Raw genomic sequence first — 26278 nt, 5'->3', positions numbered from 1 at the left:
GCGCGGAGCACCTACCGCTGCCCGCCTTCTCAGGCGGGCTGGCCGAGCGCCCGGTACCACTGCAGCACCTGGTCGACCGCTTCATCGACCGAAAGCGCCGACGTATCGAGCAGCTTGGCATCTGCTGCGGGCTTCAGCGGCGCGGCCGCGCGATTGCTGTCGCGCGCGTCACGTTCACGAAGATCCCGGAGCAAGTCATCTATATTAGCAGAAAAACCTTTTTGCATCAATTGCTTATGCCGTCTGGTCGCGCGTGCCTCGGCGCTGGCCGTCAGGAACACCTTCAGCACGGCGTCCGGGAAGATCACGGTACCCATGTCGCGCCCGTCCGCAACGAGGCCCGGCGTCTTGCGGAACGCGCGCTGGCGCGCGACGAGCGCGGTGCGCACCGGCCCGTGCACGGCAATCGCCGATGCGCGGTTGCCGACCGCTTCGGCGCGGATGTCGTTCGACACATCGACGCCGTCGAGCTGTGCGCAGCCTTCGCGGAACGTGATGTGGAGATCGTCGATCAGCTTCACCAGCGCGTCGATGTCCTCGGCCTCGATGCCGTAGCGCACGCTCGCGAGCGCGGCGAGCCGGTACAACGCTCCGCTGTCGAGCAGGTGGAAGCCAAGATGCGCGGCGACGAGCGCGGCGACGGTGCCCTTGCCGGAAGCAGTCGGGCCGTCGATCGTGATGACGGGAGTCGGGTGAAAGGGTCGGGTCGATTTCATCAGAACAGTGGGGTCAGGCTTTGGCGAGCGCAGCGAAGCGGTCGAAATAGTCGGGGAACGTCTTGCCGACGCACTTCGGATCGTTGATCCGCACGGGCACGCCGCCCAGGCTGACGAGCGAGAAGCACATCGCCATCCGGTGATCGTCGTAGGTGTCGATCGCCGCGTTCGGCGTGAGCTTTTCCGGCGGCGTGACGACGAGGTAGTCCGGGCCTTCGTCGACGATCGCGCCGACCTTGCGCAACTCGGTCGCCATCGCGGCGATGCGGTCGGTCTCCTTCACACGCCAGCTCGCGATGTTGCGCAGCGTGCTCGTGCCGTTCGCGAACAGCGCCGCGACCGCGATGGTCATCGCCGCATCGGGGATCAGGTTGAAGTCCATGTCGATCGGCTCGAGCTTGCCGTGGTCGTGGCCGATGCCGCGCACGTCGATCCAGTCGTCGCCCATCGTCACGTTCGCGCCCATCTGCATCAGTGCGTTCGCGAAGCCGACATCACCCTGGATGCTCGCGCGCCCCACGCCTTCGACGCGCAGCGGGCCGCCGCCGAGCGCGCCGGCCGCGAGGAAGTACGACGCGGACGACGCATCGCCCTCGACCATGATCCGCCCCGGCGAGCGGTAGCGGACGCCGGCCGGCACGACGAAGCGCTGCCAGCCGTCGCGCTCGACGGTCACGCCGAAGCGCTCCATCAGCCGGATCGTGATGTCGATGTACGGCTTCGAGATCAGCTCGCCATCGACCTCGACGACGATCTTGCCGTCCTTCGCCTTCACGAGCGGCAGCGTCATCAGCAACGCCGTGAGGAACTGGCTCGACACGTCGCCGCGCACGCGGATCGGCGCGTCGACGGAAATGTTCGCGGGCTTGATCCGCAGCGGCGGGTAGCCTTCGTTCAGCTCGTAGTCGATCTGCGCGCCGATTTGCCTCAGACCGTCGACGAGATCGCCGATCGGCCGCTCGTGCATGCGCGGCACGCCGTGCACGCGATAGTCGCCGCCGTTCACCGCGAGCGCGGCGGTCAGCGGCCGCACGGCCGTGCCCGCATTGCCGAGGAACAGGTCGGCCGTCTTCGCGGTGAATGCGCCGCGCGTGCCCATCACGACGCAGGTGTCGCCATCGCGCTTGAGCTTCACGCCGAGCGTGCCGAGTGCGTCGAGCATCACGCGCGTATCGTCGGAGTCGAGCAGGTTGGTGATCGTCGTTTCGCCTTCGGCAAGCGCCGCGAGCAGCAGCACGCGGTTCGAAATGCTCTTCGAGCCGGGCAGGCGCACGGTGCCCGATGCGCTGGAGTACGGGCCGAGATCGAGATAGTCCATGGGAATCGTCCTGTTATTTCTTGACCGGTTCGGCAGCGGGCGTACCACCGCGCTCCTGCCATGCCTTGCGCGCCGCGCGCGAACGCGTGAACACCGCTTCGAGCGCCGCGCCGTCGCCGGCGTCGATCGCCGCGCGCAGCCGCGTGAGCACACGCGTGTAGCCATCGAGCTCGTCGAGCAGCGCCGCGCGGTTCGCGACGCAAACGTCGCGCCACATCTCCGGGCTCGACGCCGCGATGCGCGTGAAATCGCGGAAGCCGCCCGCCGCGTACGAGAATTTCAGTTCCGCGTCCGCTTCGCCGAGGATCTGCTCGACGAGCGCGAACGACAGCACGTGCGGCAGATGGCTGATCGACGCGAATACGCGATCGTGCTGCTCCGTGCTCATCGTGCGCACGTCGGCGCCGGTCGCGCGCCACATCGCGTCGATCCGGGCGACCGTTTCGGGTGCGTTCTCCGGCAGCGGGCACAGCACGACGTTACGGCCGACGTACAGATCCGGCAACGCGGCCTCGACGCCGCTCGACTCGCGACCCGCGATCGGGTGCCCCGGCACGAACTGCGCGATCCGCGCGCCGAGCGCTTCGCGCGCGGCCGCGACGACATCGGACTTGGTGCTGCCCGCATCGGTGACGATCGTCGCCGCTTCAAGCCACGGCGCGATGCGCGCGAGCAACGGGCCCGTTTGTGCGACGGGCGCGGCCAGCAGCACCAGATCGGCGCCCGCCAGCGCGTCGCGCAATTGCGCGTCGTCGTCGAGCGCCGCCGCGCGGTCGATCACGCCGAGTGCGAGCGCACGCTCGACCGAAGTACGTGAACGGCCCACGCCGACAACCTCGCCCGCGCCGCCCGGCGCGCGCTCGCGCAGCGCGCGGGCCAGCGATCCGCCGATCAGGCCGACGCCGAAGATGACCAGTTTGTTGAATGCAAAGCCTGACACGACAAGAGCCAAGTTACGCGCGCAGGACGACGCCCCGCACGCGGAATTCCAGATTCCGGGCAACGGGCCCGCATCCGGCGCAACCTGCGCCGGGTGCCGCCCGAACCCGCCTTCGGCAGCGCCGATGAGACTGCCCTGCCCGCCGGGCCCCAACGCCTGCGCGAACAGGCGACGGGCCGCCACGCCTCAGCGTGCGCGCGGATACGAACCGAGTATCTTCAGGAACGCGGCCTTCTGGCCGAGTTCCGCGAGCGCGGCCGCAACCGACGCATCGTCCCGGTGCCCTTCGATGTCGATGTAGAAGTAGTACTCCCACGTGCCGACGCGCGCCGGACGCGACTCGAAGCGCGTCATCGACACGCCGTGCCGCGCGAGCGGCTCGAGCAGCTTGAACACGGCGCCCGGTTCGTTCTTCACAGACACGATCAGCGACGTCTGGTCGTGACCGCTCTGCCCGGCCGGCTGCTTGCCGATGATGACGAAGCGCGTACGGTTGTGCGGATCGTCCTGGATCAGCGAGAACGCGATCTGCAAGCCGTAGTGTGCGGCCGCGCGGTCGCCCGCGATCGCCGCGACGGTCGGATCGGCCGCCGCGAGACGCGCAGCCTCCGCGTTGCTCGCCACCGCCTGCCGCTCGAGCTGCGGCGCATTCGCCGCGAGCCACTGCTGGCATTGCGCAAGCGCCTGCGCGTGTGCGCAGACGCGCTTCACGCCGTCGAGCGTGCCGCTCTGCGTCAGCAGGTTGTGATGGATCGGCAGCGCGAGTTCGCCGCTGATCAGCAGTTGCGTCTGCAGCAACAGGTCGAGCGTGCGCGAGACGGCGCCTTCGGTCGAATTTTCGACCGGCGCGATACCGAACGCGGACGCGCCGGCCTCGACCGAGCGGAACACCTCGTCGATCGACGGGCACGGCAGCCCTTCGATCGACTGGCCGAAATACTCGAGCATCGCCTGCTCGCTGTACGTGCCGACCGGCCCGAGGAACGCGACGTGGATCGTCTGCTCGAGCGCGCGGCTCGCGGCCATGATCTCGCGCCAGATGGCGCTGATGTGCTCGCTCGCGAGCGGCCCCGCGCTCATGTCCTGCAGCCGGGCGATCACTTGCAGCTCGCGCTCGGGCCGGAACACCGGCGCGTTGAAATGCTTCTTGACCTCGCCCACCTCCAGCGCCACCGCGGCGCGCTGGTTCAGGAGCGCGATCAGCTGCGCGTCGATCGCATCGATGCGATCGCGCAGCGGTTTCAGGCGGGAATTCAGTTCGTCGTCCATGCGATTTGCCGTGCTGTTTGACCAGCGCCGCCGTCAGGCGCCGCGCTGCTCGAAGTCCTTCATGTACTCGACGAGCGCTTTCACGCCCTCGAGCGGCACCGCGTTGTAGATCGACGCCCGCATGCCACCGACGGACTTGTGGCCCTTCAGCTGCAGCAGCCCGCGCGCCTTTGCGCCGGCAAGGAAGTCTTCGTTGCGCGTTTCGTCGGCCAGGAAAAACGGCACGTTCATCCGCGAACGTGCTGCCGGCTCGACCTTGTTCAGATAGAAACCGCTCGCATCGATCGTGTCGTAGAGCAGCTTCGCTTTTTCGATATTGCGGGCCTCGATCGCTTCGAGGCCACCCTGCCGCTTCAGCCACTGGAACACCAGGCCCGCGATATAGATCGCGTAGGTGGGCGGCGTGTTGTACAGCGAGTTGTTCGCGGCGATGGTCTTCCATTCGAACGCGGACGGGCAGATCGACAGCGCGCGGTCGAGCAGATCCTCGCGCACGATCACGAGCGTCACGCCGGCCATCCCGATGTTCTTCTGCGCGCCGCCGAACAGCACGCCGTACTTCGCGACGTCCATCGGACGCGACAGGATGTGCGACGAGACATCCGCGACCAGCGGGATGTCGCCGAGATCGGGAATCTCGAACGTCTCGACGCCGTCAATCGTCTCGTTGGTACACAGATGCACGTAGGCCGGATCGTCCGACAGCTGCCATTCGGCGCGCGCGGGCGCACGCGTGAAGCCGTCTTCCGTCTTGCCGGTTGCGGCGAGATGCGGCGTGCCGTATTTCTTCGCTTCGCTGAACGACTTCTGCGACCACGAGCCCGTGACGACGAAGTCGGCCGTCTTGCGCGACCCGAGCAGGTTCATCGGCACGATCGCGTTTTCCGCGATACCGCCGCCCTGCAGGAACAGGATCCGGTGACTGGCCGGCACGCCGAGCAGGTCGCGCAGGTCGGTCAGCGCGGCCTCGTGGATCGACATGAATTCCTTGCCGCGATGGCTCATCTCCATCACGCTCATGCCGCTGCCATGCCAGTCGAGCATTTCGTCGGCCGCTTGCCGCAGCACTTCCTCGGGCATCGCCGCAGGGCCGGCGGAGAAATTAAAGACGCGCATCGTGAAAACCTCGGAGGGACGCGACCGGCTCGCCGCCGGCAGAACGCGCCAGAAAAGAAATGGCCGCTTGCGCTCGCGCGCAAACGGCCATTATCGCACTGTCGTCAGGCTCCCGCCAAACCCGGCCGAACGGCCGGGGGCGTGCCCGGACGGCTTTACTTGCCCGGCTTGACTGCTGCGACTTCCTTGTCAGCCTGCGTGCGCGTTGCCTGGATAGCTTGCGGCATGTACTTCTGCATCAGGCCGTTGACCACGTCGCGACCGACCTGATCCTGAACCTGGATGAACTTGCGGCCCGTCGGGCTCTTGTAGAACGTCGTCAGATCCTTGATCTCCGACGTGCTGTAGTACTTCGCGTAGGCGTCGTACTGAGCCGACATCGCGTCGCTCTGGAACTGCTGCGTGCCAAACACCTTGCCTGCGCCGTCAACCAGCTTCGGCACCGCGTTCTTCTGCAGCGTCGGAACGGCAGCCTGCTTCTGCTTGTCGTTCAGCGTCTTGTTTTCCGACAGCGCGTCCGACAGGATCGCCGGGACGAGTTGCTTGGCCTGCATTTCGGCGCTGTTGCCGATTGCCGACACGAGCTTCGGCGCGTCGATCGCGTCGAGCAGATCCTTGATCGCTGCCTTCTTGTCGGCGTCGATCGGCGCAGCTGCCGCCGGAGCTGCCGGTGCGGAATTCGACAGCGCTTGCGCCATCGCGAACGTCGGCACCAGTGCAGCCAGCAGAACCAGTTGCTTGAATTGCTTTTGCATCATCACTCCCTTTTGGAAATATGAATGGTTGCTCGCCGGCCGCGGCGCTTCGCGCCCGCGGCGGCCAGAGTCTCATCCGTTCTTCAGGCTTCGCCGTCCGACGCCTCGTCGGCTTCGCCCTCTCCCTCTTCGGCCTCCGCGACCTGCTGCAGGCCAGAGAGCTTGGTACCCTCATCGAGACTGATGAGTGTAACACCTTGCGTGGCGCGCCCCATTTCGCGTATCTCGGAAACACGGGTGCGAATCAACACGCCGGCCGTCGTGATCAGCATGATCTGATCCTCGGCGTCGACGAGCGTCGCAGCCACGACCTTGCCGTTACGCTCGGACGTCTGGATCGCAATCATACCCTTCGTGCCGCGGCCGTGACGCGTGTACTCGGTGATCGGCGTGCGCTTGCCGTAGCCGTTTTCGGTGGCGGTGAGCACCGTCTGCTCCTCGCTGCCGGCGACCAGCATCGCGATGACCTGCTGCCCGTCCTCGAGCTGCATGCCGCGCACGCCGCGCGCCTCGCGACCCATCGGACGCACGTCGTTCTCGTCGAAACGCACGGCCTTGCCGGAGTCCGAGAACAGCATCACGTCGTGCGCGCCGTCGGTGATCGACGCGCCGATCAGGTAGTCACCTTCGTCGAGGCCGACCGCGATGATGCCCTTCTTCATCGGACGGCTGAATGCCTCGAGCGGCGTCTTCTTCACGGTGCCGAGCGACGTTGCCATGAAGATGAACTTGTCGGCCGAGAATTCCTTGACCGGCAGCACGACGTTGATCTTCTCGCCTTCCTGCAGCGGGAACATGTTGACGATCGGGCGGCCGCGCGAGTTGCGCGAGCCCTGCGGCACTTCATAGACCTTGACCCAGTACACGCGGCCGCGGTTCGAGAAGCACAGGATGTAATCGTGCGTGTTCGCGATGAACAGCGTCTCGATCCAGTCGTCTTCCTTCATCTGTGTCGCCTGCTTGCCGCGACCGCCGCGCTTCTGCGCACGGTACTCGGACAGCGGCTGCGACTTCACGTAACCCGCATGCGACATTGTGACAACCATGTCCTGCGGCGTGATCAGATCCTCGGTGTTCAGCTCGGTCGCGTTCAGCTCGATCTTCGAGCGGCGCGCGTCGCCGAACTCGGCCTTCACCGAGGTCAGCTCGTCGCCGATCATCGTCGTGATCCGCTCGGGGCGCGCGAGGATGTCCAGCAGGTCGGCGATCTGTGCCATCACTTCGCGATACTCGCCGATGATCTTGTCCTGCTCGAGGCCGGTCAGGCGCTGCAGACGCATCTGCAGGATTTCCTGGGCCTGCGTGTCGGACAGGCGGTACAGCCCGTCGGCCTGCATGCCGAACGCCGGGTTCAGGCCTTCCGGGCGGTACGCGGAGCGGCCGCCGGCCGCCGCGTTCTCGCTCTCGGCACGCGTGAGCATCTCGCGCACGAGCGACGAATCCCACGGCTTCGCCATCAACTCCGCCTTCGCGATCGGCGGCGTCGGCGCGGCCTTGATGATCGCGATGAACTCGTCGATGTTCGCGAGCGCGACCGCGAGACCTTCGAGCACGTGGCCGCGTTCGCGGGCCTTGCGCAGTTCGTAGATCGTGCGGCGCGTCAGCACTTCGCGTCGATGCGACAGGAAGCACTGCAGGATTTCCTTCAGGTTCAGCAGCTTCGGCTGGCCGTCGACGAGCGCGACCATGTTCATGCCGAACGTGTCCTGGAGCTGCGTCGCCTTGTACAGGTTGTTCAGCACCACTTCCGGCACTTCACCGCGCTTGAGCTCAATCACGACGCGCATGCCGCTCTTGTCGGACTCGTCGCGGATGTCGGAGATGCCTTCGAGCTTCTTCTCGTTGACGAGTTCGGCGATCCGCTCGAGCAGCGAGCGCTTGTTCACCTGGTACGGCAGCTCGTCGACGATGATCGCCATCCGCTGGCCGCGGTCGATCTCCTCGAAGTGCGTGGCCGCACGCATCACGACGCGGCCGCGCCCGGTGCGATAGCCGTCGCGCACGCCGGCGACGCCGTAGATGATGCCCGCCGTCGGGAAATCCGGCGCCGGGATGATCTCGATCAGCTCGTCGATCGTCGCTTCCGGGTTGGCCAACAGGTGCTGGCACGCGTCGACGACTTCGTTCAGGTTGTGCGGGGGGATGTTGGTCGCCATGCCGACCGCAATACCCGACGAGCCGTTGATCAGCAGGTTCGGGATGCGCGACGGCAGGACCGACGGCTGCATTTCGTTGCCGTCGTAGTTCGGCTCGAAATCGACCGTTTCCTTGTCGATGTCGGCGAGCAGCTCGTGACCGATCTTCGCCATGCGAATTTCGGTGTAACGCATCGCCGCGGCATTGTCGCCGTCGATCGAGCCGAAGTTGCCCTGCCCGTCGATCAGCATGTAGCGCAGCGAGAAGTCCTGCGCCATCCGCACGATGGTGTCGTAGACCGCGGTGTCACCGTGAGGGTGGTACTTACCGATCACGTCACCGACGATACGCGCCGACTTCTTGTACGCGCGGTTCCAGTCGTTGTTCAGTTCGTGCATCGCGAACAACACGCGCCGGTGCACGGGTTTCAGGCCATCGCGGACATCCGGGAGGGCACGTCCGACGATCACGCTCATCGCGTAATCGAGATACGAACGGCGCATTTCCTCTTCTAGGGAGGTGGGCAGGGTCTCTTTGGCGAATTGATCCATGTATCCGTATCGTTTCGGAGCGAAGACGGCGAACGCCTTTCGCGTGGGCGCTGCATGCGCAACGCAACGCGAGATTCTAACATGCGCCCATCAGCCGCCAATTCGCCCCCTCTATATATGAATAGCAAAAATCGCGGCGTCAGCGAGTCGGCCGCAATTGCCCATCGCAATCGCACCCGACTCGGCATCACAGACGATTGCCGCGTCACGCGTTTCTCGCGCACGAGTAAACAACTGCATTCATCGGCGCAATTTCGCCGCCACACTCTTGACAATCTCTAAAAGTTACGGCAGGTCAGTGTTGCGCATGCACCACAAAGTTGAAGCGATCTTGGGGTGGGGAGGATTTTTTTTCGTAGGAAGGGAACGATATGGCAAAATGCCAACGCACTGAAAGTTAGACGCTGCTCGAAGTCTACACAGAGGCGGCGCCGCGTTTTTTGTGCCGCACCAATGTTATACTTCGAGCAATGTATGACTTGTCACCGTCAACAGGCTCGCAGTAAACCTGCGGTAATCTCAATTTCGAGAGGAGAAATATGAATAAACTTTCAAAGCTCGCGTTCATTGCAGCTACCGCAGTTATGGCTGCATCCGCTTCGGCACAGTCGGTGCCGGCGTCGCGCCAAGCCGTCAATGACAACTGGGTCAACGGCACGGGCGAATGGGTGTGGATGAACGGTACGAACGAGCTCTGCTGGCGCGATGCGTTCTGGACGCCGGCCACCGCCAACGCGAAGTGCGATGGCGCACTGGTCGCCCAGGCACCGGCACCGGCACCGGTCGCTCCGGCCGCTCCGGCAATCACGAGCCAGAAGATCACGTATCAAGCTGACGCACTGTTCGACTTCGACAAGGCAACGCTCAAGCCGCTGGGCAAGCAAAAGCTGGACGAACTGTCGTCGAAGATCCAGGGCATGAACACGGAAGTGGTCGTCGCAACGGGCTACACGGACCGCATCGGTTCGGACAAGTACAACGACCGTCTGTCGCTGCGCCGTGCGCAAGCCGTGAAGTCGTACCTGGTCAGCAAGGGTGTGCCGGCCAACAAGATCTACACGGAAGGCAAGGGCAAGCGCAACCCGGTTACGACTGGCTGCAACCAGAAGAACCGCAAGCAACTCATCGCCTGCCTCGCACCGGACCGCCGCGTGGAAGTCGAAGTGGTCGGTACGCAAGAAGTCCAGAAGACGACCGTTCCGGCAAACTAAGCCGCGGTTTTCGACTGCTTCAAAGCCCCGCTCCGGCGGGGCTTTTTCATTGACGCCCGTCCAGGCGCTCGCCGCTTCGCCGCTCGTCCGCTTCCTTATATACTCGGGGCTGACGAATCGCAGCACCGCCCTCCTCCCGTAGCCCGTTTGCCGACATGACCAACGCCGATCCGCACGAACTCCAGAAATTCAGCGACCTCGCCCATCGGTGGTGGGATCCGAATGCCGAATTCAAGCCGCTGCACGACCTGAACCCGGTCCGGCTCGGCTGGATCGATGCGCATGCGCACCTCGCCGGCAAGCGCGCACTCGACGTCGGCTGCGGCGGCGGCATCCTGTCCGAATCGATGGCCGGACTCGGCGCGCAGGTGAAAGGCATCGACCTGTCGACCGAAGCACTCGGCGTCGCCGACCTGCACAGTCTCGAAAGCGGCATCTCGGTCGATTACGAGGCCATCGCTGCCGAAGCGATCGCCGCGCGCGAACCGGGCACCTACGATGTCGTCACGTGCATGGAAATGCTCGAGCACGTGCCGTCGCCCGGCGATATCGTCGCCGCCTGCGCGACGCTCGTGAAGCCGGGTGGCTGGGTGTTCTTCTCGACGCTGAACCGCAACCTGAAGGCATACCTGTTCGCCGTGATCGGCGCGGAGTACATCGCACAGATGCTGCCGAAGGGCACGCACGACTACGCGCGCTTCATCCGTCCGTCGGAACTGGCCGGCTTCGTGCGGGCAACGGATCTGCACATCGTGGAGATCAAGGGCATCACGTATCACCCGATCGGCAAGCGCTTCGCGCTGTCGAACGACGCCGACATCAACTACCTCGTCGCGTGCCGTCGCGGCGCGTGACCTTCCAACCGGCATGACGACTCCCCTCTCGACCGCGCGGGCTGCCCTCGACGAACCGCGCCTGCTGCACTGCGATGCCGTGCTGTTCGACCTGGACGGCACGCTCGCCGACACGGCGCCCGATCTCGCGGCTGCCGTCAACAAGATGCAACGCGTGCGCGACCTGCCCGAAACACCGCTCGACGTGCTGCGGCCGCTGGCCTCGGCCGGCGCACGCGGCCTGCTCGGCGGCGCGTTCGGCATCGATCCGCACACGCCCGGCTACGAAGCGATGCGCGACGAGTTCCTGGCCAACTACGCGACGGATCTGTGCGTGCATACGACGCTGTTCCCCGGCATCGGCGACGTGCTCGACGAACTCGACGCGCGCGGCGTGCGCTGGGGCATCGTCACAAACAAGGCGATGCGGCTCACGGCGCCGCTCGTCGACCTGCTCGGCCTCGCGCCGCGCGCCGCCTGCGTCGTCGGGGGCGACACAACGCCGCACCCGAAGCCGCACCCAGCCCCGCTGCTGCATGCGGCCGACCAGCTGACGCTCGCGCCTGCGCGCATCGTCTACGTCGGCGACGACCTGCGCGACATTCAGGCCGGCAGCGCCGCCGGCATGGCGACGGTCGCGGCGGCGTACGGCTATTGTGGTGATGGCGCCGCGCCGGCCGACTGGCAAGCGCAGCATCTCGTCGACACGACGCTGCAACTGCGCGAACTGCTGCGCGATGTTGGGCTATAATGATTGATCTTATCCGCGGGGGCGACCTGGTTTCGACAGGGGTTGTGAAGCGGCTAGGGCATGTCGAGGACCCGTCACCTCGTTAATCAATGGGAAAATCGTAACTGCAAACGACGATACGTTCGCACTGGCAGCCTAACGGCCGCCGTCCTCTGCCTAGTTCACTGACGGGCTAGTGTCGCAAGACCGGTAGCAATACCGCCAGAGGTCATTTACGTCAGTTAAGCCCTGTCGGCGTCGCGACGCCAGGGTCGAAAACCTAGCGAATCGCCGTAGTGCAGCGTGTTCGTCCGCGTCGCTGCGGTTAAATCAAATGACTGAACTAAACATGTAGAACTAGTCGTGGAGCGCTTCTGGACGCGGGTTCGATTCCCGCCGCCTCCACCAAATTCCGCGCTCGCCGCACGAACCCCGCATGACGCAAGTCTGCGGGGTTTTTTGTTGCCGGCGAAACGCATGCACCCCTCTCCTGCCGAAAAAGCGCCCAGCCACGGGTGGGCCGGGCGGAATGCCACCGGACTTCCGGCGACAGGAGGTGACGGAAAGCCTGCCGTGCCCGCGCACTCATCGATCGCGCCAGGCAGCGGCCCGCCCGGGTGCTGCGGCTCCAGGCGCGACGCGTCGTCGCACCCGGCATTCACGCACACCGGGCAATACGCGGATTAGCTGCCGCGATACAGCGACTTCATTTCTTCAGCGGTAGCCGGACGCACGCCCATCGCACGCGAACCCGATGCCGATGCACCCTGTGCCTGTGCGCCGTAACCGCTGGCGTCGGCGCCTTGCGCTTGCGCCAGCGCGGCGCGCTGCTGCTCTGCAACACGCGCCGTGGCGGCCTGGATCGCTTCCGGATAGTGCGGATCTTCACCGCGAGCGGAGTTGTAACCTGCCTGCTGCAACTGGACCAGTTCGGCACGAACCTGCGCGCGGGTGATCGTCGAACCCGACTGGGCGAACGACACGACCGGAGCAACGAGAGCGGCAGCAACGACAACAGCTTGAACGAGCGATTTCATGATGACCTACCTCCAGATTTGTCTGTGTTCGCGGTGAACACCTTGTTCATCGCTGACAACCCGAAGTTTATGTAGGCAGATGCTTAAGAATAAGGCAGGTTTCAGGAAGACATCCTTCCTGATTTACGGGTTAACCCTATATCACCCGTCAGACCGGCGATGCGCATCCCCTGCATCGCCCGGTATCGAATCGCATGAAGATTCGCCGGAAAGCAAAAGCCCCGCGAAGCGGCAACGCTTCGTGGGGCTCGGACAAAATCGGAATCGCACGGGAGTCCTGCTGCCACCGGTCTGTCAGGTCGGCGCGCGAGCGCAACACCCGCCAGTCGAACCGGTGCCGCGTGCCCCTCGTGGGGACGCGCCCGTCGGCCAGGTTACCGGCTATCCATCGGACACTTCAGGTTGCAGCCGTTCGGATCGCCCAGGTCGCCCTTGCGGCGCAAAGCCGACTTCTTGCCGCTCTGGTATTTCTCCGACGGCGCGGACGCCGCGAACGGCATCTGCGGATGCTCGTTCAGGCGAAACTGTTCACTCAGGATACCGCCAGGCACACCGGGCGAATTCTGCGCGAGCGCGAACGGCGAAACAGCGGCCAGCAGCCCCGCGGTCAACACTGCCGCGGTGAGGGGAACGGAAAATTTCATGGCGGGATGACGCTTGAAATGCGTGCTTGTTGGAACGTTGGTCAAGCGGCAAGCGTAGCGTAAATCCCCTGCTGCTGCATCGCGGTTCGATTGCGTCCGCGTTACCGGGAATTGCCGTCCGGCACGTTCGCGCCGTCACCGCCGGCCAGCCCCGACGCGATGCTCGTCAGCGTTCCGCACGCAGCCGGATCGTAGCCGTCGAGATGCGCGACGCGCTCGACGAAGCGCGCATCGCGCAGCAGCGCCAGCACACCGGCAAGCGGGCGCGCGTCGAGCCGCGCGCGTTCGCATGCAAAGTAATAGTCTTCGTCGACGACCGGGATGAAATCGAGCCCGAAATGATGGGCGGCCGGCTCGACGCCGAAGCCGAGATCGGCCATCCCGCTCGCGACGAACGCCGCGATCGCCGAATGCGTGAGCTCGGCCGACGCGTAGCCGTCGATGCGCTCGGGATCGATGCCAATCGCGCGCAGCGCGAGATCCAGCAGCATGCGCGTGCCCGACCCCGGCTGGCGGTTGACGAAGCGGATGTCGTTGCGGGCGAGATCCGCGAGCCCGCGAACCTGCTTCGGGTTGCCGCGCGGAATGAACAGCCCCTGCTGGCGCCGTGTCAGGTGGATCAGCACATGGCGCGTATCGTCGAGCCACGGCCGGTAGATCTGTGCGCACTGCGCGCGAAACGCGCCGCGCGGCAGATGGAAGCCGGCCAGGTCGCACTCTCCGCGGGCAAGCGCCTGCACGGCCTCGACGCTCTCGCGATACTTGATGTCGACAGCCGCCTGCGCATCGACCAGCGCGGAGACGAGCGTCGCGACCGCGTAGCCGTGCGACGCGTGAATACGTACGGCGCCGTCGCGCTGCGCGAGCCGCCGGTTCAGGTCGCTCGCCACTTCGGCGGCCAGCGTGCGCAGATTTCCGTCGAGCCGGCTGCGCGCGAGGCGCTGCGCATCGACGACGGCCTGCCCGAGCGCCGACAGCGTCGAGCCCTTGCCGCGCGCGGTTTCGATCAGTTCCCCGCCAATGCACGCCTCCAGCGCGCGCAGCATGCCCCACGCGTGCCGGTAGGACAGCCCTTTCGCTTGCGCGGCCTGCGCAATGCTGCCCGTGTCGGCCACGAGTTCGAGCAACGGCGCGACATCCGACAGACTGGCCGCACGGCCTTCCGTGTCGCGCACGGTCAGATACGCGTCGCATTCGATACGAATCAATTATGCACTCCGATTTCCTATTGCGACCGCCAAATCTTCCGCTTATCGTTGGTCAAAATCAATCAGAACGAAGTCTCGATGTGCACTATATGAATCTCGAGCACATATGAGACTTTGGAGGAGCACAACTGATGTCCCCGAATTCCCAAGCGCCCGACGCACTCGTCGAGCGCCATGCGCGCGCCGGCCGGTCGCTCGTGGCGATCCTGCACGCGATCCAGGACGACGCGGGTTACGTGCCGCCCGGCTGCGTCGCGCCGCTCGCCCGCGCACTCAACCTGTCGCGCGCGGAAGTGCACGGCGTCCTGACTTACTACCACCACTTCCGCACCGCGCCGCCCGCCCGCGTAACGATCCAGATGTGCCGCGCCGAAGCGTGCCGCAGCATGGGTTGCGAAGCGCTGGCCGCGCATGCGGAAGCCCGCACGGGTTGCCGGTTCGACGCGGCGCACGGCGATGCCGCCGATGCGCATGCGCCCGATGACGTCGCACTCGAATCGGTCTACTGCCTCGGACTGTGTGCGCAGTCGCCGTCGCTGACGGTCAACGGTGTGCTGCATGCCAAGGTCACGCCGGAGAAATTCGACGCGCTGCTTGCCGACGCGGTCGCCCACACCCCGGAGGCCGCATGACGACCCGCATCCATGTCCCGCGCGATTCGTCCGCGCTGGCACTCGGCGCCGACGCGCTCGCCGACGCGATCGAGGCGGAAGCCTCGCGCCGCGGCATCGCCATCGAGCTGGTCCGCAACGGTTCGCGCGGGCTGCTGTGGCTCGAGCCGCTCGTCGAGGTCGGCACGGCCGCCGGCCGCGTCGGCTATGCGAACCTGTCGGCCGCCGACGTGCCGGCCCTGTTCGACGCAAACTGGCTCGAAGGCGGCACGCATCCGAGCGGCGTCGGGCTCGTCGACGCACTGCCCTATCTCGCGCGCCAGCAACGCCTCACGTTCGCCCGCATCGGCCTGACCGACCCGCTGTCGATCGACGACTACCTGCGATACGAAGGCCTCGCCGGCCTGAAGAACGCGCTCGCGCTCGACGGCGATGCCGCGTGCGAAACGCTGATCGAATCGGGGCTGCGCGGCCGCGGTGGTGCTGCGTTCCCGGCCGGCATCAAATGGCGCACGGTCCGGCAAGCAAACGCCACGCAGAAGTACATCGTCTGCAATGCAGACGAAGGCGATTCGGGCACCTTCTCCGACCGCCTGATCATGGAATGCGATCCGTACTGCCTGATCGAAGGGATGATCATCGCGGGCGTCGCGACCGGCGCGACGGTCGGCTACATCTACGTGCGCAGCGAATATCCGCACGCAATCGCCACGCTCGAAGCCGCGATCGTCCGCGCACGCGAAGCCGGCTGGCTCGGCGAGCACGTGCTCGGCTCCGCGCACGCGTTCGAGCTGCACGTCGCGAAAGGCGCGGGCTCGTACGTGTGCGGCGAGGAAACGGCGCTGCTCGAATCGCTCGAAGGCAAGCGCGGCGTCGTGCGTGCGAAACCGCCGCTGCCCGCGCTCGCCGGCCTGTACGGCCAGCCGACCGTCATCAACAACGTGATCACGCTTGCAACGGCGCCCGTGATCTTCGCGCGCGGCGCGGCGTTCTATCGCGACTACGGGATGGGTCGCTCGCGCGGCACGCTGCCGTTCCAGCTCGCCGGCAACATCCGCCACGGCGGCCTCGTCGAACTCGCGTTCGGCGTCACGCTGCGCGAGCTGCTGTTCGACTTCGGCGGCGGCACGGCCAGCGGCCGGCCCGCACGTGCCGCGCAGGTGGGCGGCCCGCTCGGCACCTACCTGCCCGACCACCAGTGGGACGTGCCGCTCGACTACGAAGCGTATACGGCGATTGGCGCGGTGGTCGGCCACGGCGGCATCGTGCTGCACGACGACTCGTCGAACCTCGCCGAGCTGGCCGAATACGCGATGAAGTTCTGCGCGATCGAGTCGTGCGGCAAGTGCACGCCGTGCCGGATCGGTTCGACGCGTGGCGTCGAGACGATCGCACGCATCCGCCACGGCGATACGTCGGAGCGGCAGGTCACGCTGCTGCGCGACCTGTGCGACACGATGCTGGCCGGTTCGCTTTGCGCCATGGGCGGCATGACACCCTACCCGGTGCTGTCCGCGCTCGACCATTTCCCCGAAGATTTCGGGCTCGCTGCCGGCAAGCATGCCGCGCCGGGTCCGGTCAAGGCTGCGGCCTGACCCAGAAGGAGCCCTGCATGTCCCTCGACACGAACAACGTCCGCCAAGGCGGCTGCGGCTCGGGCCAATGCGCGTGCAAGAACGCTGCGCAGGCGCGTGCCCTCGATCCGTTCGACGATACCGACTACGGCACGCCGCAACGGCATGCCGATACCGACGTCACGCTCGAAATCGACGGCCAGCCGGTCACGGTGCCGGCCGGCACGTCGGTGATGCGTGCGGCGATCGAAGCCGGCGTCAACGTCCCGAAGCTCTGCGCGACCGATTCGCTCGAACCGTTCGGCTCGTGCCGTCTGTGCCTCGTCGAGATCGAAGGCCGGCGCGGTTATCCGGCGTCGTGCACGACACCTGCCGAAGCGGGCATGAAAGTGCGCACGCAGTCGGACCGGCTGCAGTCGCTGCGTCGCAACGTGATGGAGCTGTACATCTCCGACCATCCGCTCGACTGCCTCACCTGCCCCGCCAACGGCGACTGCGAGCTGCAGGACATGGCAGGCGTCGTCGGGCTGCGCGAGGTGCGTTACGGCTTCGACGGCGCAAATCATCTGCGCGACAAGAAGGACGAATCGAACCCGTACTTCACGTACGACCCGTCGAAGTGCATCGTCTGCAACCGCTGCGTGCGCGCCTGCGAGGAAACACAGGGCACGTTCGCGCTGACGATCGCCGCACGCGGCTTCGAATCGCGCGTCGCGGCCGGCGAAAGCGAATCGTTCATGGCGTCGGAATGCGTGTCGTGCGGCGCGTGCGTCGCCGCCTGCCCGACCGCCACGCTGCAGGAAAAATCCGTCGTGCAACTCGGGCAGGCCGAACACTCGGTCGTCACGACCTGCGCATACTGCGGCGTCGGCTGCTCGTTCAAGGCGGAGATGAAGGGCACGCAGGTCGTGCGCATGACACCCCACAAGAACGGCCTCGCGAACGAGGGCCACGCGTGCGTGAAGGGACGCTTCGCGTGGGGCTATGCGACGCACAAGGACCGCATCACGAAGCCGATGATCCGCGAGAAGATCACCGATCCGTGGCGCGAAGTCAGCTGGGACGAAGCACTCACCTACGCGGCAACGCAATTCCGCAAGCTGCAGGACAAGTACGGCCGCGATTCCATCGGCGGCATCACGTCGTCGCGCTGCACGAACGAGGAAACCTACCTCGTGCAGAAGCTGGTGCGCGCCGCGTTCGGCAACAACAACGTCGACACCTGCGCACGCGTGTGCCACTCGCCGACGGGCTATGGCCTCAAGACGACGCTCGGCGAATCGGCCGGCACGCAGACGTTCGCATCGGTCGGCCAGGCCGACGTGATCGTCGTGATGGGCGCGAACCCGACCGACGGCCACCCGGTGTTCGGCTCGCGGCTGAAGCGGCGCGTGCGTGAAGGCGCGAAGCTGATCGTGATCGACCCGCGCCGCATCGACGTCGTCGACGGCCCGCACGTGAAGGCGACCCACCACCTGCAGTTGCGCCCCGGCACCAACGTCGCGATCGTCAACGCCCTCGCGCACGTGATCGTCACCGAAGGGCTCGTCGCCGATGCATTCGTCGCCGAGCGCTGCGAGACGCGCGCATTCGAGCAATGGCGCGAGTTCGTCTCGCGTGCCGACAACTCGCCGGAGGCGACCGCCGACGTGACGGGCGTGCCGGCCGAGTTGGTCCGCGAAGCCGCGCGCCTCTATGCGACGGGCGGCAATGCCGCGATCTATTACGGACTGGGCGTGACCGAACACGCGCAGGGCTCGACGACGGTGATGGGCATCGCGAACCTCGCGATGGCGACCGGCAACATCGGCCGCGAAGGTGTCGGCGTCAATCCGCTGCGCGGCCAGAACAACGTGCAGGGCTCGTGCGACATGGGCTCGTTCCCGCATGAACTGCCCGGCTACCGGCACATCGGCGACGAGGTCGTGCGCACGCAGTTCGAAGCAGCGTGGTCGGCGAAGCTGCAACCGGAACCGGGGCTGCGCATCCCGAACATGTTCGACGCGGCGCTCGACGGCAGCTTCAAGGGGCTTTACTGCCAGGGCGAGGACATCGTCCAGTCGGACCCGAATACGCAGCATGTCGCGGCCGCGCTGTCGGCAATGGAATGCATCGTCGTGCAGGACATCTTCCTGAACGAGACCGCGAAATACGCGCACGTGCTGCTGCCCGGTTCGTCGTTCCTCGAGAAGGACGGCACGTTCACGAACGCGGAACGCCGCATCTCGCGCGTGCGCAAGGTGATGCCGCCGCTCGCGGGCTACGCGGACTGGGAAGTCACGCTGATGCTGTCGCGCGCGCTCGGCTACGAGATGGACTACGCGCATCCGTCGGAAATCATGGACGAGATCGCGCGACTCACGCCGACCTTCTCGGGTGTGTCCTACGCGAAGCTCGATACGCTCGGCAGCATTCAGTGGCCGTGCAACGAGCACGCGCCGGAAGGCACGCCGACGATGCACATCGACGCGTTCGTGCGCGGCAAGGGCAAGTTCGTGATCACGCAGTTCATCGCGTCGCCGGAGAAGGTCACGCAGCGCTATCCGCTGATCCTGACGACGGGCCGCATCCTGTCGCAGTACAACGTCGGCGCGCAGACCCGCCGCACCGAGAACGTGCAGTGGCACGAAGAGGACCGCCTCGAGATTCATCCGCACGACGCCCAGGATCGCGGCATCCGCAGCGGCGACTGGGTGGGCATCGAATCGCGCGCGGGGCAGACGGTGCTGCGCGCGCTCGTGACCGAACGCATGCAGCCGGGTGTCGTTTATACGACGTTCCACTTCCCGGAATCGGGCGCGAACGTGATCACGACGGACAGCTCGGACTGGGCGACGAACTGCCCCGAGTACAAGGTGACGGCCGTGCAGGTGCTGCCCGTCGCGCAGCCATCCGACTGGCAGCAAGCGTATGCGCGCTTCAACGCGGAGCAGCTCGACCTGCTCGAGCGCCGCGCCGCCGCGACCGCCGGCGTGACGACAGGCAAGTGAGGAAGCGATGGACAACGGACACCTGATCGACATGGCCAACCAGATCGGCGCATTCTTCGAATCGATGCCCGATCGAGACGAAGCGCTGACCGGCATCGCCGACCATATCCGGCGCTTCTGGGAGCCGCGGATGCGTCGCGCGTTTCTCGCGGCGCTCGACGATCCGTCGAGCGAGGCCGGGCAACGTGCGGCACCGATCGTGCGCGACGCGATCGCCGTGCACCGCGCGTCGCTCGTACCCGCCGCAGCGAACGCCTGAGCGCACCGCTACGCGGACCGCGACATGCCCGCGAACCAGCTTTCGCAGTGGCGCAGCAGCGCGTTCGCGTCGGTCGCCGTGCGCCCGCGCACGGCGACGTAACCATCCGGCCGAAGCAGGTAAAACGACGGCCGCGAGCGGCCGTATTCCTGCGCGAGCCCGGCATCGCCGCCTTCGGGATCGGTGACGCGCCAGACGCGCACCGCATCCGGCATGATCCGGTCGAGCCCCTGCACGAGCGCCTGCGCATCGGCCGGCATCGGCGGCACCGCGCCGGTGTCGACATTCACCGGCTCCTCCAGCAGCAGCAACGTGAAGCTCGCCGGATCGTGCAGGTCGTATAGCCGCGCCGTTCCGGGCGCCTGACCGAGCGGCCCGTCGAGCACCCGCACGCGCGCATCGGGTGCCCGCTCGCCTGCGCGCGGCCCACCGTCGAGCACGCGCTCGAGCGTAAGTGGACTCTTCCGGTACTGCACACCGAGCTCGCTGACCGTGCGCCGCACCGCGTCGCGCATCGGCCCGAACGACGCCAGCACCGGCACGACGTGATCGCGCAGCAGCTTCATCGCGCCGCGCTCGGCTTCGACGATCTGCGTGACGAACCCGGTCTGCCGCAACACGTCGCGCTCGATCGGATGACGCTCCGCGTGATACGTGTCGAGCAGCCGCTCGGGCGCGCCCGCGCCGAGCACGCGCGCGAGCTTCCAGCCGAGATTGAACGCCTCCTGGATGCCGGTGTTCATGCCCTGCGCGCCGGCCGGACTGTGGACGTGCGCGGCGTCGCCCGCGAAGAACACGCGGCCGTGCCGCAGCCGGTCGACCATCCGGCTGTGCAGATGAAAATACGACGACCAGGCGAGATCGCTCGGCGAGATCGACGCGCCGGCGCGGGCACGCACGATCGCGTCGCATTCCGCGAGCGACGGGGGCGGCGCATCGGGTGACGCGTCGCTGCCGGGCGGCCGGTCGGCCACGAGCCGGTAACGGCCGCCGCCCATCGGAAACAGTCCGGCGATGCCTTCGGATGTCGTGAACAGGTGGATCTCCTCGTCCGGCCAGTCGGGTATCGCCGCGAAATCGGCAAGCAGGAAGGTCTGCTCGAACGCGTGCCCGGTGAAGCCCAGGCCGAGCAGATGCCTGACCGAGCTGTGCGCGCCGTCGGCGGCGATCAGGTACGACGGCGAGAACGATTCGTCGCGGCCGTCGGCGCAGCGGATCGACACGTCGAGCGACGCGCCGCCCGCATCGCACGCGGTCAGCGTCGCGCCGCGCTCGACCGTCACGCCGAGCCGGGCCAGATGGTCGGCAAGCAGGCGCTCGGTGATGGTCTGGTCGAGAAACAGCAGGTACGGATAGCGCGTTTGCAGCGGATCGAAATCGAGCCGCGCGATCACGCGGCCGTCGGCATGCAGTGCGGCCGCATGGGCACGGTGACCGAGCGCGAGAAATGGCTCGACCGCGCGATGCTGCTCCAGCAGTTCGAGCGTGCGCGCCTGGATGCCGATCGCGCGCGAATGCGGCGCGGGCGCGGCGAGCCGATCGATGATGCGCACCGGCACGCGGGCCCGCGCGAGGCTCATCGCCGCGGCAAGGCCGGTCGGCCCCGCGCCGACGATCAGCACGGGCCGGATATCGGGCAGTGTGTCAGCCATGAGAACCTCGATGACACGCAACCCTGCAAGTCTACGCCGCTCCGCGTGACGGGGCCATATGCCGATCGGCCGACGCGCGGCACTGCCACGCGGTATGGGAAAATACGCGCTTTCCGCCAGTTTTCGCGTTATGGATTCCGCATTCGACCAGGCGTATGCCGCACACCGCGCGGGCCGCCTCGCCGAGGCCGAGCACGGCTATCGCAACGCGCTCGCCTCCAATCCCGCCGACGCCGACGCGCTGCATCTGTTCGGCGTGCTGCGGCACCAGCAGGGCCAGCACGCCGAGGCGGCCGATCTCGTCGGCCGCGCCGTCGCGCTGCGGCCGGGCGATGCCGCACTGCAGCTCAATCTCGGCAACGCGCTGAAGGCGCTCGGCCGGCTCGACGAAGCCGTCGACCGCTTTCGCAACGCGCTGACGCTCGCGCCCGAATTTCCGCTCGCGCACTACAACCTCGGCAACGCGTATGCGGCGCTGCAGCGCCACGACGATGCGATCGATGCCTTCGGCCGCGCGCTGCGGCTCACGCCCGACGATGCATCGATCCACAACAATCTCGGCAACGCGCTGAACGCGCTCGGCCGCCACGACGACGCGCTCGCCGCGTTCCATCGCGCGCTCGAGCTGCGGCCCGGGCATGCGGGAGCGCACAACAACCTCGCGATGGCGCTGAACGCGATGGGCCGCGCCGACGACGCGATCGCGCATTTCCAGGCCGCGATCGCCGCGCAGCCGCGCTTCGTCGCCGCCCATTTCAATCTCGGCAACACGTTCGATGCGGTCGGCCGGCATGCGGAGGCGGTCGCCGCGTTCGAGGCCGCGCTCGCGCTGCATCCGCCGTTTCCGCTCGCGCTGTTCGGGCTCGCGAACGCACTGAGCGCGCAGGGCCGCCACCGCGACGCACTGCCCTACTACGAGCGTGCCGTCGGTCTCGATCCGTCGTTCAGCCTGGCCTGGCTGAATCTCGGCAACGCACATCACGCGCTCGGTGCGCACGAGATGGCGCTGCGCGCCTTCGACCAGGCGCTGCGCGTCGCGCCCGATCTCACGCTGGCACGGCTGCACCGCGCGGTCACGCTGCTGACGCTCGGCGACTTCGCGCGCGGCCTGCCGGCCTACGAAGCGCGCCACGACACGCCGGGCGCGACGCCGCTCGGCATGCTGCCGCGCTGGCAAGGCGAGCCGATTGCGTCGCGCACGCTGCTGATCCGCGCGGAACAGGGCTTCGGCGACACGCTGCAGTTCGTCCGCTTCGTGCCGCTCGCCCGCGCACGCTGCGCGCGCGTCGTGCTCGAAGTCCAGCCGGAACTGGTGACGCTGCTGGCGCCGGCCGCGGCGCGCTGGCGCGTGACGCTCGTCGCACTGGGCGCGACAAAACCGCCTGCCGCGGATGTCGCGTGCACGCTGATGAGCCTGCCGTTCCTGCTCGGGCTTCAGACGAAGGAGGACATCGTCGCGGGCTCGCGCTACCTCGACGCGCCCGACGGCGCCGGCCGGCGCTTTCGCGGCTCGCTCGGCGGGCAGTCGAAGCGCAAGTTCGGCCTTGCGTGGTCGGGGCGCCGACAGGCGCAGGAAAACCGTTCGATGCCGTTCGACGCACTTGCACCGCTGCTCGCGCTGCCGGACATCGACTGGATCGTGCTGCAGCCCGCACTCGACGACGATGAACGCGCGCGCGTCGACGCGCATCCGCGCGTGCATCGGCTCGACGGCCGGCTAAACGACTTTGCCGACACGGCTGCGCTGATCGATCGGCTCGACGGTGTCGTCACGATCGATACGGCGGTCGCGCACCTCGCCGGCGCGCTCGGCAAGCCGCTGTGGGTGATGTTGCCGTTCGCGCCCGACTGGCGCTGGTTCACCGGCGACGACTGCCCGTGGTATCCGCAGGCCAGGCTCGCCCGCCAGCCCGCGCCGGGCGAATGGCTCGACGTGGCGGCCGCGGTTGCCGGCATGCTGCGCGAAGCCTGAACGCAGATGAAAAAAGGGAGCGCGCCGCGCTCCCTTTCTCATTGCATCGCGTGCGGCCGGCGCCGCGCGTCATCCGGCTGCCGGTCAGGCCGCCTTGTACTGATTGCGCGCCTCGGGCGTGCGATACAGCACGAGTGTCGCGATCAACCCGCAAATCGCGGCAACGCTCAGCCACAAACCCGGCGCCGCCTTGTTCCCGGTCTGATGAATCAGCAGCGTCGAGATCGCCGGCGTGAAGCCGCCGATCGTCGTCGCCAGGCTGTAGGCAAGCGAGAAACCGGCCGTGCGCACGTCGGCCGGCATCACTTCGGTCAGCGCGACGACCATCGCCCCGTTGTACGACGCGTACAGGAATGACAGCCACAGTTCGACCGCGAGCAGCCGCAGGAACGACGGATCGCCGACGAGCCACAGCACGGCCGGGTAAGCCGTCAACAGCGTCAGCACGGTGAATGCGATCAGCACCGGGCGGCGACCGATGCGGTCGGACAACGCACCGGACAGCGGCAGCCACACGAGATTGGAGATCCCGACGCAGACGGTCACGACGAGCGCGTCGAGCGACGACAGGTGCAGCACTTCCTTGCCGAACGTCGGCGTATAGGCAGTAATCATGTAGAACGACACCGTCGTCATGATCACCATCCCCATGCCCGCCACCACGATGCCCCAGTTGTCGAGCATCGAACGCATGATCTCGCCCATCGTCGGGCGATGACGCTTCGCGAGGAATTCGTCGGTCTCCTTCAGTGAACGACGGATCAGGAACAGGAACGGCACGATCAGGCAGCCGATCAGGAACGGAATGCGCCAGCCCCACGCGGTCATCTCCTCGACCGGCAGTGCGCGGTTCAGCAGCACGCCGACGAACGCGGCGAACACGACGGCCACCTGCTGGCTGCCCGACTGCCACGACGTATAGAACCCCTTGTGCCCCTTCGTCGCGATCTCCGACAGGTAGACCGACACGCCGCCGAGTTCGACGCCCGCCGAAAAGCCCTGCAGCAGCCGGCCGAGCAGCACGAGCACCGGCGCGAGCACACCGATCGTCGCATAGCCGGGTATCGCGGCCACCGTGAGCGTGCCGAGCGCCATCAGCCCGAGCGTCAGGATCAGCCCCTTGCGGCGGCCGTGATGGTCGATGTAAGCGCCGAGCACGATCGCGCCGACCGGCCGCATCAGGAAGCCCGCGCCGAACACCGACAGCGACAGCATCAGCGACGCGAATGCGTTGCCGCTCGGAAAGTAGGTTTTCGCGATGGCCGACGCGTAATAGCCGTAGACCATGAAGTCGTACATTTCCAGGAAGTTGCCGCTGACGACCCGGAACACGGTGCGGACTTTCGATTCCTGCGCGATGGCGTGTGACGCTGTGGACATGTTTTTCTCGCTCAGCTCGGATGGCGCGAATCCGCGCCGCATGGATCCGACGACGCACGTGGCGCCGGGCCGGCGCGCACGGGCATCGCTGCCCGCCGGCGGCGCGCCGCGCAACGACGCGCGCACCGGCATGGTTCGCGCATCATGCCACGCCAACCCGACATTTGCCTTGAGTCGCCCCTGCCGGTGCGGTCGCCTCGCCCTCCTCGTACGAGTCGCCCCGAAACGGAAGCAAAAATCGGATTGATCTGATCGACCGACCTTCGCCGGCTGGCCACAATGTCCCGATTTGCAACCACAGTTCGGCGCCGCACCGGCACGGTTGCCCGTGTCGCATGGCGGCACCGCCCTCATGATCCCATCGCCCCTCGTCCCCGTTGCAGGCGCACTCGCCCGCCCTCGCGTCGCTCCGCTCGATCACGTGCCGTCGTTCGGCCGCGAGTGGACCTTTCGCGGCGCCCCCGGTGCGCGGCCCGACAAGCACTGCCTCGCGACACTGACGACGTCCTGCATCGACGTGGACCGGCCGCACCGCGCATGCCACTGGCAGCCGCTGCCCGCCATGGCGTCGGCATCGACTTGTGCCGAGGCGCCGGTTGCATTGCCTGCCGCTGAGAGCCCGTGTTCCCGCCGTATCGCCGGCAGCGCTCGCGACCGGCGTGCGAAGTACGCGATCTGCTGGACTATCGGCGCGCTCGGCATCATCGGCTGGCTGATTGCCGCGCATGAACCGGTTGCGGGGTTCAGGCCTGCATACCCGATTCACGCGGCAGGTGGCGTACCGGATCACGGTACGTCGTCGTCCGGTACCGTGCGGGTCGCCGCGGGTCATCCGCATACGTCGACGAGTGCGCCACCGCCGCGCAGGACGGCAGCGCCTGTCGCGACAACGGCCGCGTCACCGCCGGCCACGCACCAGGTCGGGCATCGTCCCGCATCGCTTCGTCCGAAGGCAACATCCAGCGTGCCGCCGACAGCCACTGCCGCATCGCCGCGCTCGGGCGGCAAGCGCATGGCGGCGGCGCCGGTGCGAACACCAACCGTGATGCGGATGGCCACGCTGCCGCCGATCGGCGGCAGCATGGTCGATGCCCGCACACGCGATCGGCTCTCCGCGTCGCCGCGTACAGTTGCCGATACGCGCGACACGCTCGACGATCCGCTCACGCTCATCGCGATGGCAAGCGCGCTGCGTGCTACCCAGCCTGCCCGCGCAACACACGCACCCGCTACCGGCTTGGACTGGACGGCACAGCTGTCCCACCGCCGCCTGACCGATACGCCGGACGCATTTGCGCGCTGACGGCCCGGCCACAAAAAAACCCGGCGAAGCAAGCTTCGCCGGGTTTTGCTCGTCTCCGCGTCCGTCTGACGAT

21 protein-coding genes and 1 other RNA gene are annotated in these 26278 nt (G+C 66.8%); 10 read left to right on the top strand and 12 right to left on the bottom strand.

What is annotated here, in order from left to right; all coding sequences use genetic code 11:
• Positions 1–29: 29 nt before the first annotated feature.
• From cmk to gyrA, 7 genes are all read right to left on the bottom strand, one after another.
• Entirely contained in the window at positions 30–716 is a 687-nt protein-coding gene (gene cmk, locus CFB82_RS05540) for a (d)CMP kinase (RefSeq protein WP_039343267.1), read from the bottom strand.
• A gap of 13 nt (positions 717–729) precedes the next feature.
• Positions 730–2034 carry a 3-phosphoshikimate 1-carboxyvinyltransferase gene (gene aroA, locus CFB82_RS05535; RefSeq protein ID WP_069247431.1) on the bottom strand — a complete coding sequence of 435 codons (1305 nt, stop codon included), beginning with the start codon at positions 2032–2034 and terminating at the stop codon, positions 730–732.
• A gap of 13 nt (positions 2035–2047) precedes the next feature.
• The gene (locus tag CFB82_RS05530) at positions 2048–2974 is read right to left on the bottom strand and encodes a prephenate dehydrogenase/arogenate dehydrogenase family protein (RefSeq protein ID WP_069247430.1); all 927 of its coding nucleotides are present in this window, start codon (positions 2972–2974) and stop codon (positions 2048–2050) included.
• Positions 2975–3160: 186 nt separating this feature from the next.
• Positions 3161–4243, bottom strand: a complete 1083-nt coding sequence (gene pheA / locus CFB82_RS05525; protein WP_069247429.1) for a prephenate dehydratase — start codon at positions 4241–4243, stop codon at positions 3161–3163.
• A gap of 33 nt (positions 4244–4276) precedes the next feature.
• Complete coding sequence (gene serC, locus CFB82_RS05520) at positions 4277–5359, bottom strand: 3-phosphoserine/phosphohydroxythreonine transaminase (RefSeq protein WP_069247428.1); 1083 nt, start codon at positions 5357–5359, stop codon at positions 4277–4279.
• 155 nt (positions 5360–5514) lie between these two features.
• The gene (locus CFB82_RS05515) at positions 5515–6114 is read right to left on the bottom strand and encodes a DUF2059 domain-containing protein (RefSeq protein WP_006486966.1); all 600 of its coding nucleotides are present in this window, start codon (positions 6112–6114) and stop codon (positions 5515–5517) included.
• Between the two features lie 83 nt (positions 6115–6197).
• Positions 6198–8801, bottom strand: coding sequence for a DNA gyrase subunit A (gene gyrA, locus CFB82_RS05510; RefSeq protein ID WP_069247427.1), 2604 nt, complete (start codon positions 8799–8801; stop codon positions 6198–6200).
• 539 nt (positions 8802–9340) lie between these two features.
• Here gyrA and ompA point away from each other — a divergent pair.
• From ompA to ssrA, 4 genes are all read left to right on the top strand, one after another.
• Positions 9341–10012, top strand: a complete 672-nt coding sequence (ompA, locus tag CFB82_RS05505; protein ID WP_069247426.1) for an outer membrane protein OmpA — start codon at positions 9341–9343, stop codon at positions 10010–10012.
• A 155-nt stretch (positions 10013–10167) separates the two neighbouring features.
• Positions 10168–10866: a bifunctional 2-polyprenyl-6-hydroxyphenol methylase/3-demethylubiquinol 3-O-methyltransferase UbiG gene (gene ubiG / locus CFB82_RS05500; RefSeq protein WP_069247425.1), complete on the top strand. Its 699-nt coding sequence runs from the start codon at positions 10168–10170 to the stop codon at positions 10864–10866.
• 13 nt (positions 10867–10879) lie between these two features.
• Entirely contained in the window at positions 10880–11596 is a 717-nt protein-coding gene (gph, locus tag CFB82_RS05495) for a phosphoglycolate phosphatase (RefSeq protein ID WP_069247424.1), read from the top strand.
• 17 nt (positions 11597–11613) lie between these two features.
• Positions 11614–11983, top strand: a transfer-messenger RNA (tmRNA) gene (gene ssrA, locus CFB82_RS05490).
• A gap of 275 nt (positions 11984–12258) precedes the next feature.
• Here ssrA and CFB82_RS05485 read toward each other — a convergent pair.
• The 3 genes from CFB82_RS05485 to CFB82_RS05475 all read right to left on the bottom strand — a co-directional run bounded on the left by CFB82_RS05485 (position 12259) and on the right by CFB82_RS05475 (position 14464).
• Positions 12259–12612, bottom strand: coding sequence for a DUF4148 domain-containing protein (locus CFB82_RS05485; protein ID WP_069247423.1), 354 nt, complete (start codon positions 12610–12612; stop codon positions 12259–12261).
• A 374-nt stretch (positions 12613–12986) separates the two neighbouring features.
• Positions 12987–13256 carry a hypothetical protein gene (locus CFB82_RS05480; protein ID WP_069247422.1) on the bottom strand — a complete coding sequence of 90 codons (270 nt, stop codon included), beginning with the start codon at positions 13254–13256 and terminating at the stop codon, positions 12987–12989.
• Between the two features lie 101 nt (positions 13257–13357).
• Positions 13358–14464 (bottom strand): substrate-binding domain-containing protein, encoded by a 1107-nt coding sequence (locus CFB82_RS05475; RefSeq protein WP_069247421.1) that lies wholly within the window; start codon positions 14462–14464, stop codon positions 13358–13360.
• A 131-nt stretch (positions 14465–14595) separates the two neighbouring features.
• On the opposite strand from CFB82_RS05475, the gene CFB82_RS05470 reads away from it, so the two are divergent.
• From CFB82_RS05470 to CFB82_RS05455, 4 genes are read left to right on the top strand one after another with little or no spacing between them, the layout of a single operon-like run.
• Positions 14596–15096 (top strand): NAD(P)H-dependent oxidoreductase subunit E, encoded by a 501-nt coding sequence (locus CFB82_RS05470; protein ID WP_069247420.1) that lies wholly within the window; start codon positions 14596–14598, stop codon positions 15094–15096.
• Positions 15093–16670: a formate dehydrogenase beta subunit gene (locus CFB82_RS05465; RefSeq protein ID WP_069247419.1), complete on the top strand. Its 1578-nt coding sequence runs from the start codon at positions 15093–15095 to the stop codon at positions 16668–16670. Before CFB82_RS05470 ends, CFB82_RS05465 begins: the two co-directional genes overlap by 4 nt.
• A 17-nt stretch (positions 16671–16687) precedes the next feature.
• Positions 16688–19639, top strand: coding sequence for a formate dehydrogenase subunit alpha (gene fdhF, locus CFB82_RS05460; RefSeq protein WP_069247418.1), 2952 nt, complete (start codon positions 16688–16690; stop codon positions 19637–19639).
• Between the two features lie 7 nt (positions 19640–19646).
• Positions 19647–19898, top strand: a complete 252-nt coding sequence (locus CFB82_RS05455; protein ID WP_069247417.1) for a formate dehydrogenase subunit delta — start codon at positions 19647–19649, stop codon at positions 19896–19898.
• A gap of 8 nt (positions 19899–19906) precedes the next feature.
• On the opposite strand, the gene CFB82_RS05450 is transcribed toward CFB82_RS05455, so the two are convergent.
• Positions 19907–21550, bottom strand: a complete 1644-nt coding sequence (locus CFB82_RS05450; RefSeq protein ID WP_069247416.1) for an FAD-dependent monooxygenase — start codon at positions 21548–21550, stop codon at positions 19907–19909.
• Positions 21551–21680: 130 nt separating this feature from the next.
• Between CFB82_RS05450 and CFB82_RS05445 the strand changes: the two genes are divergently transcribed.
• Positions 21681–23522, top strand: a complete 1842-nt coding sequence (locus CFB82_RS05445; RefSeq protein ID WP_420480854.1) for a tetratricopeptide repeat protein — start codon at positions 21681–21683, stop codon at positions 23520–23522.
• A gap of 84 nt (positions 23523–23606) precedes the next feature.
• Here the strand turns inward: CFB82_RS05445 and CFB82_RS05440 are convergent, their stop codons facing one another.
• A complete protein-coding gene (locus tag CFB82_RS05440; protein WP_069249239.1) occupies positions 23607–24902 on the bottom strand; it encodes an MFS transporter in 1296 nt (431 codons plus the stop codon).
• A 352-nt stretch (positions 24903–25254) separates the two neighbouring features.
• On the opposite strand from CFB82_RS05440, the gene CFB82_RS05435 reads away from it, so the two are divergent.
• Positions 25255–26205, top strand: a complete 951-nt coding sequence (locus CFB82_RS05435; RefSeq protein ID WP_069249238.1) for a hypothetical protein — start codon at positions 25255–25257, stop codon at positions 26203–26205.
• Positions 26206–26278 lie beyond the last annotated feature (73 nt).

This window comes from Burkholderia sp. HI2714, from assembly GCF_002223085.1.
Taxonomy (GTDB): Bacteria; Pseudomonadota; Gammaproteobacteria; order Burkholderiales; family Burkholderiaceae; genus Burkholderia; species Burkholderia lata_D.
Note: the sequence above shows the minus strand (reverse complement) of the source record. Positions and strands in the feature narration are given on the sequence as shown.